Here is a 19,032-nt window from a genome sequence, read left to right on the forward strand (position 1 = left end):
TTTATAATATTTTTTTAAAAACCGAAACCAAGTCCTAAATTAAAATAAGCACCATCTTTAGAATTAAAAATAGTAACATTTAAATTAATTAAATCTGCGGCAACAAGCCAGAACCCACCTCCGTAAGATGTTTTCCAATCTTTAGATTTTTCATCTTTAAACCAAACTCTACCATAATCAAACCCAGTAAAAATACCTAGTTGTAAAGGTACTAATTCTGTTTTAACGTTTCGTAAGGTAAATCTCAGATCACTATTCTGATAAAAAGAGCTGTTTCCAGTAAAACGTTGATTTCTATAGCCACGTAAACCGTCTAGTCCTCCAATGCTTGCTGCATCATAAAACTCAAAATTAGTACCAATTATTATGTTACTTTTTAATTTTGATGCCAAAACGATAGAACCTTTTGAGTTTAATTTATAATTCATACCAAAAGAAGGTGTTATAAAAGCATGATTTTCTTCAGTGTTTTTTATATTTGTTTTCCAACCAGATGCTAAAGAAAAATGCATTCCAAGAGTAGGAAATACCCTATTATCGTAGTTTTCGAAATTGTAGGATACTCTTAAACCAGCAAAGTTTTTTCTATTATCTAATGTATAATCAAGTGTATTTATAAATCTGTTGGTCGTGCCTTCAATTTCATTACTTTCAAATGTAGCTCCCATTTTTAGAGTTGCACCAAAACGACCTTTCCATTTTAAAGTTGGGGCAATTGCGTAGGTGCTAAAGCGAACTCTGTGGTAATCTTCTCCAAAATCATCTTCAAAATTTATAGTTTCATTACCAAACCCAAAGTGGTTTATACTGAAGTTAGAACTTGTGAATTTAGATTCAACTAAAAAATGCCAATTGGTAAATAAATTTGCAAACTCTGCACTGTATTCAATATCAAATCCTTTATTGGCAAAATAATAACCAGCATTTAGCGTGTGTAATTGGGTAAAAGGATTTCTTTCAAAACCATTCACTGTAAAAATATTTTTAACTCCTAGTTTAATGCCATCGTCTGGGTTAGAACCAATTGAAGGAATGAGTTGATTTTGACTATATTTTATTTTTTTATAATTGTAAGTGTTTGTTTTGTAGTTGTTTGTAAGTTTCGCTTTTCCGTTATTATTAGTAAAGGTATTTTTCTTTGTTTTGTAATCATAAACTGTAACTTTTTTACCGTTTTTAATATTGTATTCGTCATTATTTTGACCGCCAATAATTCTTAAAGGAATTATATCTTTTTTAGAACCAGTTACATTAAATACATCTGTATCATCTAAACCATATACCCAAATTTCTTTAGTTTCTTTTTTATAATACTGTTTTTCAGAAATTTTACTACCCTTTTTATTGTTTTTTATATTGTAAATTTTTACAGAAGTGACTCCATTTTTCAAGCGTTCAATATCAAACCAATTATCTTTATCTGTTCCGGTAATAACCGCAAATTTGGCTAAATGTTTGTAATATGTTTTCCCAATTTTTTCAAGTTGTTTAAGTCTTCCTTTTAACTTGGTTTTTATCTCTGTTATAGTTTCATCATTAATCTCATCAGGGACATTATTAAATGCTTTTTCTATGACTTCGGAAGTAAGATTTTTTTGAATAAATTTAATTTGCGTTTCCCAATTTTCATAAGTTGAAGCCTTAAGCAATGCCATATCTAACGGATATGGTTCTAAATTAAACCACTTTACGTTTCTCATATCTTCATCATAAACTTGCATTAATTTTAAAGCTGGAATAGCACGTGTAAGAAAGCCAAGTATAAATCCATCGTTTTTAGAAAATGCTTGATCTCTATCTCTTGGAACTGGTTTGTAAATATTCTTATTTCCATCTTCAAATTCAGCCCAGCGCCATTGATCTTCGTGTCTGTCCCAATCTCCAATTAACATATCAAATAATCGGGCTCTTATATAAGCATCTTCATCTAATACGTTGTTGTCAGTTTTTCTTAATTTTTTTAGTAAATCATCGGTGCTAATTAGTTCGTTTGAATATCCAAAACTAGCAACTTTACCATGACCAGAAGTTGCTCTTTCTTCAATCATATAAAGTTCATCACCAAAATCATTATTAAAATGTTTTAGCGCTTTTTGTTTTGGTATATAATACAACGTTGGATTTGCATGAAGAATACCAACCGCACTAGATAAATCACCAATTACAAATGGTGTATATGGGTGTGCAGTTGTGTAAATATCAAGTAACAGACTTTCTGTGTATGTATTGTTAAATTGGCCTTCAACATATTGATCTTTAAAAGCAACAGCCTGTAAATATTGTGTGGCACTTTTTCGTAAGGCTCTCATTACAAATTCACCACCGTTTTTATCTTCTAAACGTAGTGATTTGGATTGGTTTCCTCCACCTTTTCTAATTGGAGTTAAGCCACCCATTAAAGTATCTAATAATACTGTTTTTGCATTTATTTTTGTACCGTAATATTTTCTGTAATGATTGCCCCAAAATAGTTTAAAAACTCCATTTTTGGCAACTTCTTTTTCACTGTAAATAGAGGCTTTTTTATACGCGGGAAAACTTTCAGGATATGTTGCAATTTGATTTTTTACATCAGATTCAAAAATTTCAGTACTGTAAATTAAATCTTGTTTATTTAATGCTTCTGAATAGAAAAAAACCTGAGAAGCTCCATTTTTATAAACTTCAACTTTTGCATATCCCAAACCGCCATAAGAAAACTTGCTACCATTAATTGTTCTTACCGGATTTGTTTTTGAACCAGCTCCACTAACAATTTGAGGTTTATTATCCTGCACTATGTACTGTAAATTATGCTCATGTCCTGAAACAAATATAGCTTTTGGTGCTTTCTGTGAAATGGTAACAATTCTTTTTTTAAGTTCTAAATACAAAGGATTGTTCATGTCTTGAGGTGAAATTCCACTTGTTTTTCTCAAAACATTTACAATTGTTCCAAAAATAGGTAACGGAAATTTATTATGAACAGGATAAAGTTGCTGTTTTAATGAAGATTGTCCACCATGGTTTCCATTTGTAAACATTGGATGATGCAATGCTATAAACACAGTTTTAGCTGCATTTTTTTTAATTAAACCTTCAAATTCCTCAAAGAATTTTTCTCTGGTTTTTATTTCACAATCATCATTCATTGTTGGGTTCTTATTCCAATCTTCTAAATACCATTGGGTATCAACAATCAACAAAACAATATCTTCTGAAATATTAACTTTTTCGAGCGGACAGCCATTTTCAGGAAGAAATGAATCTTTTCCCAATTCTTTAGTTATATAATCTTGTTGACGTTTTAAACCTTTTACACCAGCTGAATAGTAATCGTGGTTTCCTGGAATAAAAATAGTAGTTCCTTTAAAATCTTCAACAATAGCTAATTGTGCATCTAATTTATGTTCAGATAATTTTCTATTAGGATGCTCTTTTTTGGGCATTCCTTTTTCATAAATATTATCACCTAAAAACAACACAGTTGACTTTTTTGAAGCCTTCTTTAATTCATTTTTTAAAACTTCTAAATGAGTTAATGATTCGTTTAAGTTGGCGTTTCCAGCATCTCCAATTAAATAAAATGTATGCTCAATTTCAGAATCATATTTTTTAATAGCTGTTTTCCAGTTTACCTCACTTTCTTTATAATTGATATCATAAGTAGCACAATTAGAGAAAGTAAATAGAAAAAAAACTAATGTGATAAATTTTAAAAAAACGGCTTTCATACAAGTATTGTCAATATGCTCTAAAAGTACAAAAAAACATGTATTTTTGAATAAAATAGTTTTACAGATGTTAGACAGCAAATTATTTATTGAGGTAAGAAAATTTGTTTTTGAAAGTTTAAAAAAGAAACTTCCTTTGCAAATAGTATATCATAATTTTACGCACACCGAAGAAGTGGTGAATGCTGCTTTAGAAATTGGACAAGCAGAAAATATTTCTGAAAAAGATTTAGAAGTCTTATTACTAGCGGCTTGGTTACATGATATTGGCTTTATAAAAAATATAGAAAACCACGAAGAAAGTAGTAAAGAAATTGCTGCAAAATATTTAAAAGAGATTAACTATCCGGAGGAGTTAATAGTTAAAATTTGTAAAATTATAGATGCAACCAAAATACCACAGAAACCAACAAATCTGTTAGAAAAAATAATTTGCGATGCCGATTTATATCATTTAGGCACTGAGAACTTTAAAGAGAAATCTAATTTATTACGAAGCGAATGGGAAGGTTGTAATAATAAAACTTTTACAGATATTGAATGGATTGAACAGAATGAAATTTTTATTCGTAATCATACTTATTTTACGGATTATGCTTTTAAAAAACTAAATAACCAGAAAACACAAAATTGGTTAAGAGTTAAAAAGGATGTAAAAAAAGCGATTGCAAAGAAAGCAGAGCTTGAAGAAAAACAGCGCTTAAAAAAAGCGGATTTAGAAAGAAAACAAGAAAAAGCCGATAGACCCGAGAGAGGTATTGAAACAATGTTTAGAGTTACGCTTAAAAATCATATAAAATTAAGTGACATTGCAGATACAAAAGCAAATATTTTATTATCTGTTAGTGCAATTATTTTGTCAATAGCACTTTCAACATTATTTCCAAAATTAGACAAACCCAGTAATTATTATTTAATTTATCCAACACTAATCTTTCTTTTTATTACTGTTGTTACTATGGTATTCAGTATTTTATCTACCAGACCAAAAGTAACTTCAGGAAAGTTTACGAAGGAAGATGTGGCTCAGAAAAAGGTGAATTTATTGTTTTTTGGAAATTTTCATAAAATGACTTTAGAAGATTTTCAAGATGGAATGCAAGAAATAATGAAAGATCGTGATTATTTATATAAATCATTAATGAAAGACTTATATTTTTTAGGATTGGTTTTAGAAAAGAAATACAAACTTTTAAGGATTGCCTATACCATTTTTATGGTAGGAATTATTATTTCTGTAGTAGCTTTTGTAATAGCTTTTGAATATATGAAAAATGGTTAATTTTTGTTATTAATAACATCCATTATTTTTTTTAAAGAAATACCATCTTCATTATTAGTTTTGTAATTTATAGCAACTCTAAGTGCTTTTAAACCAGAAATTCCTTGCAGGTTTTCCAGTTCTAAATTTTCAACTTCATTCAATAAAAGATTATTAGATTGTAAATATTTAATATGTTTCATATACCCATTCATATCTTTTTGCTGACTATAAACAATAGCAATTTTTCCTGGCTGGGTTAATCTCTCGTTCGTGTTTTTAATATTTACTTTATCAATACGTTTTTTAATAATCTCGTAACGAATATTGTATGCGCCATCTACATCAAATTTTTTTTCATCCATTCTAAATTTAATTGCTAACGGATTGCTATGCACTAAAATTAATGAGGCAATTTCTAAAGGATATTCTAGCACATTCTTTAACTCATGTGCTTTGCGTTCTAACTCGCATGTCATTTGCAATTGCCAAAGGCGCAAGTTCTCTAAGTATAAAGTGTTGTATTTGTGTTTTTTAACCAATGATTGTCCAATGTACATATTATGGTCAATTCCATCAGTTTTGTAACGTTCAAAATAATGAGGAAACATTGCCTGAGCTTCTTCTTGCTTTGCATCAATAAAACTAGCCAAAGTTTCATTAAGTTTATTTACACTTTCATCGTATTTTTTTCTTTCATTATAAATTACATGAAGCTTATCATCAATGGCATTCATATAATCAGAAATAGCTGCATTTAAATCGGAATCAATTGTTTTTAAATGATTAAAAACAGGGTAAATATCTTTTTGAAGAAAATCGGTTAACATATTTTCGTCTCCAGAGCTTAATCCTTTTTTAATGTTTTTTTGACATTCTTTAATTCTAAATAACAAATCGTTGTAAATAGGTAATTTGAATTTTTCAAACGCTTTTTTAATAATTGTTTGAGCTAAATTTAATTGTTTAATTAAATCTTCTTTTATGGCATTATTTCGTGCGGTTGAAGAACCTTTAATATCACTTTGGCCGTATAGCGGAATTACATCCTCAAAAACAATATCTTTTAAATTATTAACTTTTGTGTTATTTATTTCAGATTCAAACAAAATATCTTCTACAGCTTCATAAAATTTCCATTTTACAGAAGGATGTAGCGATGTATAATTTTCTTGAATAATAGATTCTAACTTAGTTTCGTATTCATCCATAAATCTATGGATAGCAATTTTAAAAACAGGGATAATATCTCTTAGTTTATTAGCATTTATAGAGTTAAGTTCAAATTTTTTAGTAGAAACAATTTCTAGAACGTTCAACAATCCTTCTTTTATCTGGAGCGGAATTAAAATTATGCTTTCTATTTGATGTTTTTTTAAGGCTTTGTAAAACTTATTATAATTGCTTGCTTCCCCATATCTTTCAATATCAGAAATTGAAACTAATTCGCTTTTTTCAAATAGGTTTTCGAAGACTTTTGAACAAAAGAAATCGCTACACTTTTCGTTACAATTTACAGATTGGATAAAACTATTTTGGTTATTGTAATTTTTAAATAGAATATCTCTCTCTTTCGAATTATAAGTAGAAAAACCTATTTTTATATTTTTAGAATTGTATAAGCTACCAATGCTTTTTTCAAGCTCATTAGACGTATTATTATCTTTTCTAAGTAAATCTTGTTTTATTTTAGACAAGGATTCATCTTGTGTAACATCAAATAAATTTACAATTCCAAAACCACTAAAATTATAGCTATTTGGCGGGAATTTTTCTTTCCAAAGGTCAATATTATTAAAATTATCTAACAATACTTTAATATCATCTTCTGTAATTTTAGGAGCATTTTCAGAGGGTGAAACTTTAAAGAAATCACCATTATACAAGGTTCTGTAGTGTTTTATAATTCCTGTTTTCTTGTTTGGAATATCATAATAAAAAGGTCTTTTAAAATCTACAACAGTATCATAACAATAGGCTAAAATAAATGTACATGCCATTATGTAAATGTTCTCATTTGCATAATTTCGTAATTCAAATGTATAATCTTCGCCTGCATCATTAAGAATCTGCTCAAAACGTTTCGATAATTTAAAGGTTGTAAATTCAAAAGGAATACTTGCTGCCTTTATTTCGTTTGTTTGCAACAATTCTGGAAAAAGAATATCTAATAAACGATCTATTTGAACATTGTATTTTTCTAAATAGCAAGAATCTTCAAAACCATCTCTAAGTTCTGGGTAGTTTTTATATTCCTCTAAAAGCTGCACTGCAAAACTATATAATAAATGATTTTTATCTTTAGCAATAGTCTCTAAATATATAAAAATGGCCTCAAAACTAATTTTATGTTTTAAAGGTAATTCAGATTTAGTTGTATTGTTTGACGGTATAATTTTCATTTCTTCTATATTTATTAGCATCCAAGCGCAAATTTTGTCGCTCAAAAGCATTCAAAATTACAGTAAATATGACGAATTCCAGTTTCCTATGTTACATTGTGTTTAATATTTTTTAATATAGCTTGTAAATAAACATTAAAATGAATTATTTTTACCTTTCAAAACTTATAACATGAGTACTATAAATTGGAAGACAGTAAAGAAATTTGAAGATATAACCTATAAAAAAAGTGGGGGAGTTGCTCGTATTGCATTTAACCGACCAAATGTTAGAAATGCCTTTAGACCAAAAACAACTAGCGAATTGTTAGAAGCATTTCACGACGCACAAGAAGATTTAAATATTGGCGTGGTTTTATTAAGTGCCGAAGGACCAAGTACTAAAGATGGTGTGTATAGTTTTTGTAGTGGAGGTGATCAACGAGCACGTGGACATCAAGGTTATGTAGGTGAAGATAATTATCATAGGTTAAATATATTAGATGTACAACGTTTAATTCGTTTTATGCCAAAAGTTGTAATTGCTTTGGTTCCTGGTTGGGCTGTTGGTGGCGGACATAGTTTGCACGTAGTGTGCGATTTAACCTTAGCAAGTAAAGAACACGCAATTTTTAAACAAACCGATGCCGATGTTACCAGTTTTGATGGTGGTTACGGTTCTGCATATTTAGCTAAAATGGTAGGACAAAAAAAAGCACGTGAAATATTTTTCTTGGGAAGAAATTATTCTGCACAAGAGGCTTTTGAAATGGGAATGGTAAATGCCGTAATTCCACACGACGATTTAGAAAATACTGCTTATGAATGGGCACAAGAAATTTTAGAAAAATCTCCAACATCTATTAAAATGTTAAAATTCGCCATGAATTTAACCGATGACGGAATGGTTGGGCAACAAGTTTTTGCTGGTGAAGCAACACGTTTAGCGTATATGACAGAAGAAGCAACAGAAGGAAGAAATGCCTTTTTAGAAAAAAGAAAACCAAACTTTGATAAGAAATATTTGCCGTAATATTATTTTTCTTATACTGTAAATTTAGATGGTAAATAAGAGATTTTATTGTTATATAATGAATTATTTTCATTAAAAAATGTATCTATAGATTTATAAAATTGAATAATAATCAAAATATTATAGAGACCATAGTTAATTTTCTTCATTCAATAAACATTATAGTAGTTGAACAGAAATTACCAAATGACACATTTCTACCAGGACTGAGTGTTTTAGGGAATTTAATATTAATGGACTTAGATAAATTAAAATACCCAGGAGACCTGTTGCATGAGGCTGGCCATATAGCAATAACAGAAGAGAAAATGAGACCACTTATTGGCACTCCTGAAATTGGAGATAAATGGCCAACTGATGGCGAAGAAATTGCTGCAATTCTTTGGTCTTATGCTGCTTCCTGTTTTCTAAATCTTGATTTGGAAATTGTTTTTCACCCGAATGGATATAAAAATGACTCTAAATGGATAATTGAACAATTTAACAACAAAAACTACTTAGGATTACCGTTATTGGAATGGATGTCTCTATGTAATAAAGAAGAATTTCCGAAAATGAAAAAGTGGATAAGATAAAAACTTATTAAATATGAAAATAATTTGCATAGGGCGTAACTACGCCAAACATATAGAAGAATTACAAAACGAAAAACCAGAAAACCCGGTAATATTTTTAAAACCAGATTCTGCAATTTTAGCTAAAAATCAACCTTTTTTTATACCACCATTTTCTAATGACATTCATTATGAAGTAGAGGTTTTAGTAAGAATTAATAAGGTTGGTAAATATATTGAAGAAAAATTTGCACATAAATATTACGATGAAATTGGGTTAGGAATCGATTTTACTGCAAGAGATTTACAAAGTAAATTAAAAGAAAAAGGATTGCCTTGGGAAAAAGCCAAAGGTTTTGACGGAAGCGCGGTGATTGGAGAATTTTTTCCAAAAGAAAGCTTGGGAGATTTAACTAATTTAAAATTTACCTTGTCTAAAAATAATGAACTAGTTCAAGATGGAAACACCAGTGCAATGCTTTGGAAAATAGACGAGCTTATTGCGTATGTTTCACAATTTTTTACTTTAAAAAAAGGTGATATTATTTTTACAGGGACTCCAGTAGGTGTTGGAAAAGTTATTGAAAATGATGTTTTAAACGGAACAATAGCTACAAATGAAGCGTTTTCAATAAAAATAAAATAATAGCTCGCAGTGTTTTTTTACGGCATAAATTTATTACAATGTAAATTTAGATAATATTGAGGTTTAAATTAAAATATATTAAAAAGTAAACAAAATAGGTCCTTTATACTCCGCTTCCTTTCTATGATTTTTCATAATATCGTAGCCATAATGCGTTTTAACTAAGTCTTTAAAATTATATTGTAACCTTGGAAAATTCCTTAATAATTTATTAAAACTGCCGTTTTTAGAATTATTCATAAAGTAATATAAAATTTCGGTGTAAGCTCTTGTTAACGTATAATTAAATTTATTGCTATTTAAAGCTGTTTTGTAATAATTTTCTTTTAATTCACAGTTTTTAACAATTGCTGTTTCAAGTCCATATTTTTCTATTAAAATATATGCCATTCTCAGCAAAACTTCGTGAGTAAAAAAAGAAGGGCTTAGGGTGCAGTTTTCAATTTGTTCAATAAGTTCGTTGTCATTTAATTCATCAGGTGCAATCATAGCGTTCTAAATAGTTGTTAATTAATACTTTCTCTTTATTATGTTAGATGTATATTTTTATAAAAGGTTGCGTTAGAATTAGTACTTTTATCAAAATATTTTTATAAAAAAATGCAAGCAGAAATAATTACCATTGGAGATGAAATTTTAATTGGACAAATTTTAGATTCAAATTCGAAGTGGATTGCAGAAGAATTAAACAAAATTGGAGTTTCAGTGTATCAGATAACTTCCATTCAAGATTCAAAAGCACATATTTTAAAAGTTTTAAATGAAGCACAACTAAATTCGGATATTGTTATCTTAACTGGTGGTTTAGGTCCTACAAAAGATGATATTACAAAATTGACTTTAGCTGAATATTTCAATGATGAATTAGTTTTGAATGAAGAAATTGTTACAAACATTAAAGAAATGTTTGCAAAACTAAATTATCCTTTTTCTGCTATAAATAGAGACCAAGCGTTGGTGCCTTCAACTTGTATTCCTTTAAAAAATAATTGGGGAACAGCTCCAGGAATGTGGTTTTGTGTTAATAATAAAGTTATAATTTCTTTACCTGGCGTTCCAAATGAAATGAAGGGATTAATGGGTGATAGTGTGTTGCCAAAATTGATTAAAACTTTTAAGTTGCCTTTTATTATTCATAAAACCATAATTACTTATGGAATGGGAGAAAGTATGGTTGCCGAGCGCATAGAAACTTGGGAGGATAATTTGCCTGATTTTATAAAATTAGCGTATTTGCCAGCGTACGGAAAGTTGCGACTAAGGTTAACAGCCAAAGGAATTGAAAAAGAGTTATTGGAAACTAGCATACGTTTGGAGGTAGAAAAACTCTTTAAAATAATTCCGGAAATAATTATAGGATTTGATGATACTGAAACAATTGAGGTTGCCATTAGTAAGTTGTTAAAAGAAAAAAAACAAACTTTAGCAGTGGCAGAAAGTTGTACTGGAGGAGCAATTTCTAAAATGTTAACGGCTATTCCTGGTGCATCAGGTTATTTTTTGGGAGGAATTGTAGCATATCAGGCATCAATAAAAATTTCAGAATTAAATGTAGCCAAAGAATTAATTGAGCGTTTTTCTGTGGTAAGTGCAGAAGTTGCAGAAGCAATGGCTATTGGAATTCAGCAAAAATATAAATCGGATTACGCAATTGCAACCACCGGAAACGCTGGTCCTACAACTGATTTAACAGATAAAACAGTTGGAACAGTTTTTATTGCAATTGCTACTCCAACTATGGTTTTTTCTAAAGAATACTTTTTTGGAAAACCAAGAGAAAAGGTAATAAACAGAGCCTCAACCAAAGCATTAGAATTGCTTAGAAAAGAAATTTTAAAAAACTAGTCAAATAAGTTTGTGTATTTAGATTTAAAAAATTAATTTTGCATCTCGTTTTGAGAATACATAAAAAAGGTACAGAAATATGTCAAGAGTTTGTGAACTTACTGGAAAAAAAGCAATGGTTGGAAACAATGTTTCTCACGCATTGAATAGAACAAAAAGAAAATTTGACGCTAATTTAATTAAAAAGCGTTTTTATATTCCTGAAGAGGATAAGTGGGTTACTTTAAAGGTATCTACTTCTGCTTTAAAGAATATTAATAAATTAGGAATCTCTGCTGTTATTAAAGACGCAAGAGAAAAAGGTTTTTTAAAAAAATAATAAGTAATGGCAAAGACTAAAGGAAACAGAATTCAGGTAATTTTAGAATGTACTGAGCACAAAGCTTCAGGGCAAGCTGGTACTTCTAGATATATTACTACTAAGAATAAAAAGAATACTCCTGATAGAATGGAAATTAAAAAATTCAATCCTATCTTGAAGAAAATGACTGTTCATAAAGAAATTAAATAATTAGAGGTTTTCATTTAGAAAACATCAAATAACAAAGACCATGGCAAAGAAATCAGTAGCATCGTTACAAACAGGATCAAAAAGATTAACCAAAGCTATTAGAATGGTAAAATCACCTAAATCAGGTGCTTATACTTTTGTAGAAGCTATTGTAGATCCAGCAAACGTAAAAGACTTTTTGAACAAAAAATAAATTTTTGTTTTTAAAATATTTTAAAGCTACTTTCAAACTTTTGAAGGTAGCTTTTCTGTTTTTATATTTATAGTGTAAAATTGTAGAAAATGAGTTTATTTAAAAAAATATTTTCAAAAGAGAAAAAAGAAACCTTAGATAAAGGTTTAGAAAAAACAAAAACTTCTTTTTTCTCTAAATTATCAAAGGCAGTTGCGGGTAAAACCAAAGTTGATGATGATGTTCTTGATAATTTAGAAGAAGTACTAGTATCTTCAGATGTTGGTGTTGAAACAACGCTTAAAATAATTAATAGAATTGAAGCTAGAGTTGCCAAAGATAAATATTTGGGAACAGATGAATTGAACCAAATTCTTCGAGAAGAAATTGCAGGTTTACTATCGGAAACAAATGTAGGTAATGAAACAGATTTTACAATTCCAATAGAAAAAAAACCTTATGTAATAATGGTTGTTGGGGTAAATGGTGTTGGAAAAACTACAACAATAGGTAAATTGGCTTCACAATTTAAAAAGGCCGGAAAAAGCGTTGTGCTAGGTGCTGCAGATACTTTTAGAGCAGCTGCAATAGATCAATTGCAAGTATGGGCAGATAGAGTAGATGTTCCAATTGTACGTCAGGAAATGGGAAGTGATCCTGCTTCTGTTGCGTTTGATACTTTAAAATCTGCCGTAGCTCAAAATGCAGATGTAGTTATTATTGATACAGCCGGAAGATTGCACAATAAAGTAAATTTAATGAACGAATTAACTAAAATAAAGCGTGTAATGCAAAAAGTTGTAGAAGATGCACCGCACGATGTATTATTAGTTTTAGATGGTTCAACTGGTCAAAATGCCTTTGAACAAGCAAAACAATTTACACTAGCAACCGAAGTAACCTCTTTAGCAGTAACTAAATTAGATGGAACCGCAAAAGGAGGTGTTGTAATTGGAATATCAGATCAATTTAAAATTCCTGTTAAATATATTGGAGTTGGCGAAGGGGTAAACGATTTACAAGTTTTTAATAAAATTGAATTTGTAGATTCTTTTTTCAAATAAAATAGTATAAATAAAATATTTTAAACCTCTTTTTCTAAAGAGGTTTTTTTATTTTTATACTTTCCATAAAAACTAATCACATGAAAAACCTTTTTTCCTTAGTTGTATTATTAGTTCTTTTAGTTACATCCTGCAAGCAAAAAGAAAGTTCTGTTACGTTTATAAAATATGATGAAACCTCTGAAATAGCAGCACTACAAAATCACGAAATTAATAGAATGAAATTTAAACTAATTCAATCTAAGTATTTAGATATGAATGAAGTATTTAAACCATTTGAGGAAGATTTGGCTTACTTTTCTGAAGAAGATTATCAAAATTTAGTTCCTTTTATTTTAGAAAAAGATATTCCAACTATACAAGAATATGTGAATAATAGCATCTTATCCTATGAAAGAATTGTATTATTTTATTTATATAGAATTAGAAAATTTGAAAGTAATAATGATTTAGCATTGCATAGTATTATTGCTTTAAATTCAAATATTGTTAAAGAAGCACGTGAAAAAGATAGAAAACGACCTTCAAATTTGAGAAACACAGTTTTCGGCTTGCCAATACTTTTAAAAGATAATATTAATACTATTGGAATGGCAACAACTGCTGGAGCATTCGCTCTACAAAATAATACCACTACAGATGATGCATTTATAGTAAAAAAATTAAAGGAAAATGGTGCATTAATTTTAGGAAAAGCCAATTTAAGTGAGTGGGCATATTATTTTTGCAGCGGTTGCCCAGTTGGTTATAGTGCCATTGGTGGTCAAACGCTTAATCCTTACGGAAGAAAAATTTTTGAAACTGGAGGTTCAAGTTCTGGAAGTGGTGTAACTGTAGCAGCCAATTTTGCAGTTGCAGCGGTTGGTACTGAAACTTCTGGTTCAATTTTATCACCATCTAGTCAAAACTCTGTGGTAGGACTAAAACCAACCATTGGCTTGTTAAGTAGAACTGGAATTGTACCAATTTCAAGCACTTTAGACACACCAGGTCCAATGACTAAAAGTGTTGTAGATAATGCAATTTTTCTTTCAGCTATGTTAGGAGAGGATTCCGAAGATATGGCAACAGAAGGAAATAATATGCAACTAAATTATGTAGATTCTTTAAAAGCTTCAACTTTAAAGGGAAAAAGATTGGGTGTAATTAAAGAATTATTAACAGATTCAATTTATAAAAGAACTGTTCAAATTATAAAAAGAGCAGGAGCAGAGGTTATTGAATTTGAACAACCTCAAGTTAGGTTAAATGGTTTCTTAACGCTACTAAATATTGATATGAAACATGATTTACCTATTTATTTAAAAAATTATGCGGACTCAACTGTTGAAATTTCCTCTGTTGAAGATGTTGTTAATTTAAACTTACTCGATTCAATATCACGTGCACCTTATGGACAGCAATTATTTGAAGGGATTATAAATGATACTACCTCAACTGAAGCATTTGAATTGGTAAAACAAAATTTAAATAAAAATGGCATTGAATATTTAAGTACTCCGATGGAAGCTTATAATTTAGATGCTATTTTATCTATAAATAATTACCATGCAGGTTTTGCCGCAGTTGCCAAATACCCTTGTTTAACCGTACCAATGGGTTATAAGAAATCAGGAGAACCTATTAGTTTAACATTTATTGCAAAACCTTATCAAGAACAAAAATTGCTACAATTAGGATATGCTTTTGAAAAACTAACTAAGGTAAGAAAGCTTCCAAAAGGTTATAAATAAAGAGTTTAGCTTATTTTATGGTATAAAGTTGAAAAGTAGTACTTTTGCAAACCTTAAATAACAAAGATGAGAACTAAGTCAAAAAAAGAAAATAAAATTAACGTAGTAACTTTGGGTTGCTCAAAAAACGTTTACGATAGTGAAGTTTTAATGGGGCAATTAAAAGCAAATAACAAAAATGTTGTACACGAAGATGTAAATGATGATGGCAATATTGTAGTTATAAACACTTGTGGTTTTATTGGTGATGCAAAGGAAGAATCGGTAAATACAATTTTACATTACGTAAATAAAAAGGAGTTAGGTGAAGTTGATCGAGTATATGTTTCGGGCTGTTTAAGTGAACGTTATAAACCAGACTTACAAAAGGAAATTCCTAATGTTGATGAGTATTTTGGAACACATGATTTACCTAATTTATTAAAAGTATTAGAAGCAGACTATAAACATGAATTAGTGGGTGAGCGTTTAACAACAACTCCTACGCATTATGCCTATTTAAAAATTGCTGAAGGTTGCGATAGACCTTGTTCGTTTTGCGCCATTCCGTTAATGCGTGGAAAACATGTTTCAACTCCAATTGAAGACCTAGTTATTGAAGCTTCAAAACTAGCTAAAAAAGGAATTAAAGAACTTATTTTAATTGCACAAGATTTAACTTACTACGGATTAGATATCTACAAAAAAAGAGCCTTAGCAGATTTATTAAAAGAATTGGCTAAAGTTGAAGGAATTGAGTGGATTCGCCTACATTATGCATTCCCAACAGGTTTTCCTTTAGATGTGCTGGAAGTGATTCATAACGAACCAAAAGTGTGTAATTATTTAGACATTCCGTTGCAGCATATAAATGATGCAATTTTAAAGTCTATGCGAAGAGGAACTTCACATGAAAAAACAACGAATTTAATTGCAGAATTCAGAAAATCGGTTCCGAATATGGCAATTAGAACAACTTTAATTGTAGGCTATCCAGGTGAAACTGAAGCAGCTTTTCAAGAATTAAAAGATTGGGTACAAGAAATGCGTTTTGAGCGTTTAGGGGCTTTTGCATATTCTCACGAAGAAAACACACACGCTGCAAATTTAGAAGATAATGTTCCAGAAGAAGTGAAACAACAACGTGTTAACGATATAATGGAACTTCAGAGTCAAATCTCTTGGGATTTAAATCAAGAAAAGGTTGGAAAAACTTTTAAAGTAATTATTGATAGAAAAGATGGAAACGAATTTGTTGGAAGAACTGAATTTGATTCTCCAGATGTTGATAATGAGGTGCTTATTGATGCAACTAAGCATTATGTTCAAGTTGGTAAATTTGCTCAAATAAAAATTACTTCGGCTACTGAATTTGATTTGTACGGAGAGCCAGTAAGTTAATTTTAAAATAACAATAAAAAAAGCGAGCATTAGCTCGCTTTTTTTGTTAGTTCAAAAATATTGCATTTACAAAAAACAGTTTTCCGTTTTCCCAAAATGATCTAAATAGAGGATTGTCGATCATATAAATAATATTTCCACGACCTTTTCTTTCAATACCAAATAACAGTGAATTTGGAATTTCTTTTAAAGCAGTTGAACCCGCATAACCAGAAATATGTTTAAAATCTTCAGGGAAATAAGCAACATTGTAACCTTTTTCTAACAATTGATAAGCAGCTGAACTTTGTTTTAAACTATAATAGTTATTGCTGTAACCAAACCCTAATGGGTGCGAATCATCAACAGTACTTTTAAAGATACTTCCAGTAATTGCTTTTTTAATATATTCGTTTTCTTGTTGATCGTAAGGGATTAAATTTGGTTTGGAATTGGTAGTATCTTTTTCGCTAGCATTTTTTGTTTTTAAACCAAATGATTTTGTGTCTGCAAAATTACTAACGGCGTTTCCGATTGCAACAATATTTCCACCTTCAGTGGCAAAAGTACTTAACTTTTTTAATGCTTGTTCATTGGTTTTATATCCATTTGGCAAAATTAAAACATGATATTTAGACGCATCAATTCGGTTAATATCCTCAGTATTAATAACATTTAATGGATAGTTTAATTGTGTTTCAAAAAAGTGCCAAATTTCACCAAAACTTAAAGAGGAAGTCCCTTCACCGGCTAAAACTGCAATGTTTTTGGATTTTATAAGTTTTACGTGTGAAGAACCAAAATCGGCCCCACTACTAACAAAACCAGTGTTTGTTGTAGTGAGTTTTTTTTGTAAACGGTTTGCTATTTCAACAATAATTTCATCAAAATTAGAAATGTGTTCGTTTTCACCTCGCATTACAATTAATGAACCTTTTTTAAATTGATTTCCTTCAACCTTAAAATCTTTTTCACTAAATCGCACATTAAACCCTTCTTCTAAGAAATCTCCTAACAATTCTGCATCAGAAATTTCATTCCATTTATGCAGGTACGCATATGCGTTTTTTGCACTATTATTTGTAATAAATTTTTTATCAATTTGTGCTAAATTAGATTCAATATTTATAGTGTTTTTCGTAGCAAAACCTTGTAAACCGTATGCGTATATTAAACTCCAAGCTGTGATGTCGTATGTTATTGGAGTAGAAAGTTTAGTTTGTTGCTCAAACAAAACTTTTACCATTTTTCCTTTTGGTTGGTTTGTAGGTATTATTAAATCGTTTTTGTTCGTTTTAAAATTTTCAGTTGATTTAGTGTTGTAACTATATGCTTTTACGCTTTTCCCTTCAGAAAAATAAAACTTTAGTTCGTGTTTTTCCAAAAGCTTCATTACACTTTTAATTTTTTCAGGAGCACCTCTTAGAATGTAATTTTTGTGTTTTAAGTTAGAGTTATCGAAAAATTTTGAAAATTCATCAAGCATTTTTGATGTATTTTTAGCTGCAACTTCAACTGTTGAAAGTCCTGTGGTTGTGTGGTGTGCAATTCTATCTTTTAAGGTTAAAACGGTTGTGTTTTCAGTAATAATTCCTAAGCCCGCTCTTCCGTGCCCTGCTTGTTCGTAGGTCATACCAATTGCTCCCATATAAGTTGGATAGGTATCGCCATAACTTGGGTATAATAAATCAAAAGATTCTTTTGTAAAATACCGCCAACCTTCTTTATCAAAATAACTTGCGTGATTTTTTCCAATTTGAATTTGAAATTCTCGTTGCCAGTCTGTAATAATTTCGTGAAAAGGTTCTGCTGCAGGAGCAAAATAATAAGGACTGTTATATCCTTGTTCGTGAAAATCTACGTGAATATGTGGCATCCATTTGTTATAAACGTGTAAGCGCTGTTGTGTTTCAATTTGTGTTGCCCAAGCCCAATCTCTGTTTAAATCGAATAAATAATGGTTTGGTCTACCGCTAGGCCAAGGTTCGTTATGTTCTGTAACATCTGGATTTGTATTATAGGGAGTACTTTTTGTTTGGTTATACCAATTAACATACCTATCGCGTCCATCAGGATTTGCGCACGGATCTATAATTACAACTGTATTTTTAAGCCAATCTTGCTTTTCGGTAATTAATTTATATAGTGTTAACATAGCAGCTTCAGAACTTGAAGCTTCATTTCCGTGTACGTTATAACTTAGCCAAACAATACCAATTTCAGAATCATGTTGGCCCTGCAAGATCCCTGTTCTTTTTAAATTAGCGTCTCTAATTTTTTCTAAATTTGCAATATTTTCTTCAGAAGAAATATATGATACATATAACGGTCTATGTTCGTTTGTTTCGCCATATTTTTGAAGCTGTACACTTTTTGAAGTTTCACTAACATACAAAAAATAGTCAACCACTTTATGATCGTTTGAAAATCTGGAACCTAATTCATATCCTAAAAATTCAGAAGGAGATTGTATTGTTTGCGCAAAACTAACTATTGTAATAAATAAGCTAAAAATAAGTAAAAGTCGTAATTTCTTCATAAATTATAAAAATTAAAGTTCCAAATGTACTTAAATAAACTTAATTAATTTGTTGATTAAATACTGAAGAATGTTTTATTTTTACCTATAAATTGATATCATATAAAATATATATATTAATAGAAATATAGGAAAGGGTTTAGCCTTAGCATTTCAGAAAATTTTACAGAAAATAATTTATTGATCTGGTTTTTAAGATAATAACGGTTTCTGCAAATACT

The 19,032-nt window shown here is 29.8% G+C and carries 15 protein-coding genes; 11 read left to right on the forward strand and 4 right to left on the reverse strand.

All coding sequences use genetic code 11. From position 1 onward, the window contains the following. Positions 1–14: 14 nt before the first annotated feature. Positions 15–3,713: a metallophosphoesterase gene (locus IEW75_RS10675; protein ID WP_134246426.1), complete on the reverse strand. Its 3,699-nt coding sequence runs from the start codon at positions 3,711–3,713 to the stop codon at positions 15–17. Positions 3,714–3,780: 67 nt separating this feature from the next. Between IEW75_RS10675 and IEW75_RS10680 the strand changes: the two genes are divergently transcribed. After that, a complete protein-coding gene (locus tag IEW75_RS10680; protein WP_134247176.1) occupies positions 3,781–4,995 on the forward strand; it encodes a Pycsar system effector family protein in 1,215 nt (404 codons plus the stop codon). Here IEW75_RS10680 and IEW75_RS10685 read toward each other — a convergent pair. Further along, positions 4,992–7,376 carry a GAF domain-containing protein gene (locus IEW75_RS10685; RefSeq protein ID WP_134246427.1) on the reverse strand — a complete coding sequence of 795 codons (2,385 nt, stop codon included), beginning with the start codon at positions 7,374–7,376 and terminating at the stop codon, positions 4,992–4,994. The two genes, IEW75_RS10680 and IEW75_RS10685, sit on opposite strands and share 4 nt — an antisense overlap. Before the next feature lie 172 nt (positions 7,377–7,548). Here IEW75_RS10685 and IEW75_RS10690 point away from each other — a divergent pair, with 172 nt between their 5' ends. The 3 genes from IEW75_RS10690 to IEW75_RS10700 all read left to right on the forward strand — a co-directional run bounded on the left by IEW75_RS10690 (position 7,549) and on the right by IEW75_RS10700 (position 9,588). After that, the gene (locus tag IEW75_RS10690) at positions 7,549–8,388 is read left to right on the forward strand and encodes a 1,4-dihydroxy-2-naphthoyl-CoA synthase (RefSeq protein ID WP_134246428.1); all 840 of its coding nucleotides are present in this window, start codon (positions 7,549–7,551) and stop codon (positions 8,386–8,388) included. Positions 8,389–8,489: 101 nt separating this feature from the next. Next, positions 8,490–8,963, forward strand: coding sequence for a hypothetical protein (locus tag IEW75_RS10695; RefSeq protein WP_134246429.1), 474 nt, complete (start codon positions 8,490–8,492; stop codon positions 8,961–8,963). A 13-nt stretch (positions 8,964–8,976) separates the two neighbouring features. Then, positions 8,977–9,588, forward strand: coding sequence for a fumarylacetoacetate hydrolase family protein (locus tag IEW75_RS10700; RefSeq protein ID WP_134246430.1), 612 nt, complete (start codon positions 8,977–8,979; stop codon positions 9,586–9,588). Between the two features lie 78 nt (positions 9,589–9,666). Here the strand turns inward: IEW75_RS10700 and IEW75_RS10705 are convergent, their stop codons facing one another. Continuing rightward, positions 9,667–10,077, reverse strand: a complete 411-nt coding sequence (locus IEW75_RS10705) for a hypothetical protein (protein WP_134246431.1) — start codon at positions 10,075–10,077, stop codon at positions 9,667–9,669. A 111-nt stretch (positions 10,078–10,188) separates the two neighbouring features. Here IEW75_RS10705 and IEW75_RS10710 point away from each other — a divergent pair, with 111 nt between their 5' ends. The 7 genes from IEW75_RS10710 (at position 10,189) to rimO (ending at position 16,293) form a co-directional block, all read left to right on the forward strand. Beyond that, entirely contained in the window at positions 10,189–11,433 is a 1,245-nt protein-coding gene (locus IEW75_RS10710) for a competence/damage-inducible protein A (RefSeq protein WP_134246432.1), read from the forward strand. 79 nt (positions 11,434–11,512) lie between these two features. Further along, a complete protein-coding gene (gene rpmB, locus IEW75_RS10715; RefSeq protein WP_134246433.1) occupies positions 11,513–11,752 on the forward strand; it encodes a 50S ribosomal protein L28 in 240 nt (79 codons plus the stop codon). A gap of 6 nt (positions 11,753–11,758) precedes the next feature. Then, positions 11,759–11,944, forward strand: a complete 186-nt coding sequence (rpmG, locus tag IEW75_RS10720; protein ID WP_089377388.1) for a 50S ribosomal protein L33 — start codon at positions 11,759–11,761, stop codon at positions 11,942–11,944. A 40-nt stretch (positions 11,945–11,984) separates the two neighbouring features. After that, positions 11,985–12,137 (forward strand): DUF4295 domain-containing protein, encoded by a 153-nt coding sequence (locus tag IEW75_RS10725; RefSeq protein WP_134246434.1) that lies wholly within the window; start codon positions 11,985–11,987, stop codon positions 12,135–12,137. Positions 12,138–12,226: 89 nt separating this feature from the next. After that, positions 12,227–13,180: a signal recognition particle-docking protein FtsY gene (gene ftsY / locus IEW75_RS10730; protein WP_134246435.1), complete on the forward strand. Its 954-nt coding sequence runs from the start codon at positions 12,227–12,229 to the stop codon at positions 13,178–13,180. A gap of 80 nt (positions 13,181–13,260) precedes the next feature. Next, positions 13,261–14,913, forward strand: coding sequence for an amidase family protein (locus IEW75_RS10735; protein ID WP_134246436.1), 1,653 nt, complete (start codon positions 13,261–13,263; stop codon positions 14,911–14,913). 66 nt (positions 14,914–14,979) lie between these two features. Then, complete coding sequence (rimO, locus tag IEW75_RS10740) at positions 14,980–16,293, forward strand: 30S ribosomal protein S12 methylthiotransferase RimO (RefSeq protein WP_134246437.1); 1,314 nt, start codon at positions 14,980–14,982, stop codon at positions 16,291–16,293. Between the two features lie 46 nt (positions 16,294–16,339). On the opposite strand, the gene IEW75_RS10745 is transcribed toward rimO, so the two are convergent. Continuing rightward, entirely contained in the window at positions 16,340–18,811 is a 2,472-nt protein-coding gene (locus IEW75_RS10745; protein WP_134246438.1) for a M14 family metallopeptidase, read from the reverse strand. Positions 18,812–19,032: the final 221 nt, after the last annotated feature.

The sequence above is a fragment of the Lutibacter litoralis genome, assembly GCF_014646675.1.
Taxonomy (GTDB): Bacteria; Bacteroidota; Bacteroidia; order Flavobacteriales; family Flavobacteriaceae; genus Lutibacter; species Lutibacter litoralis.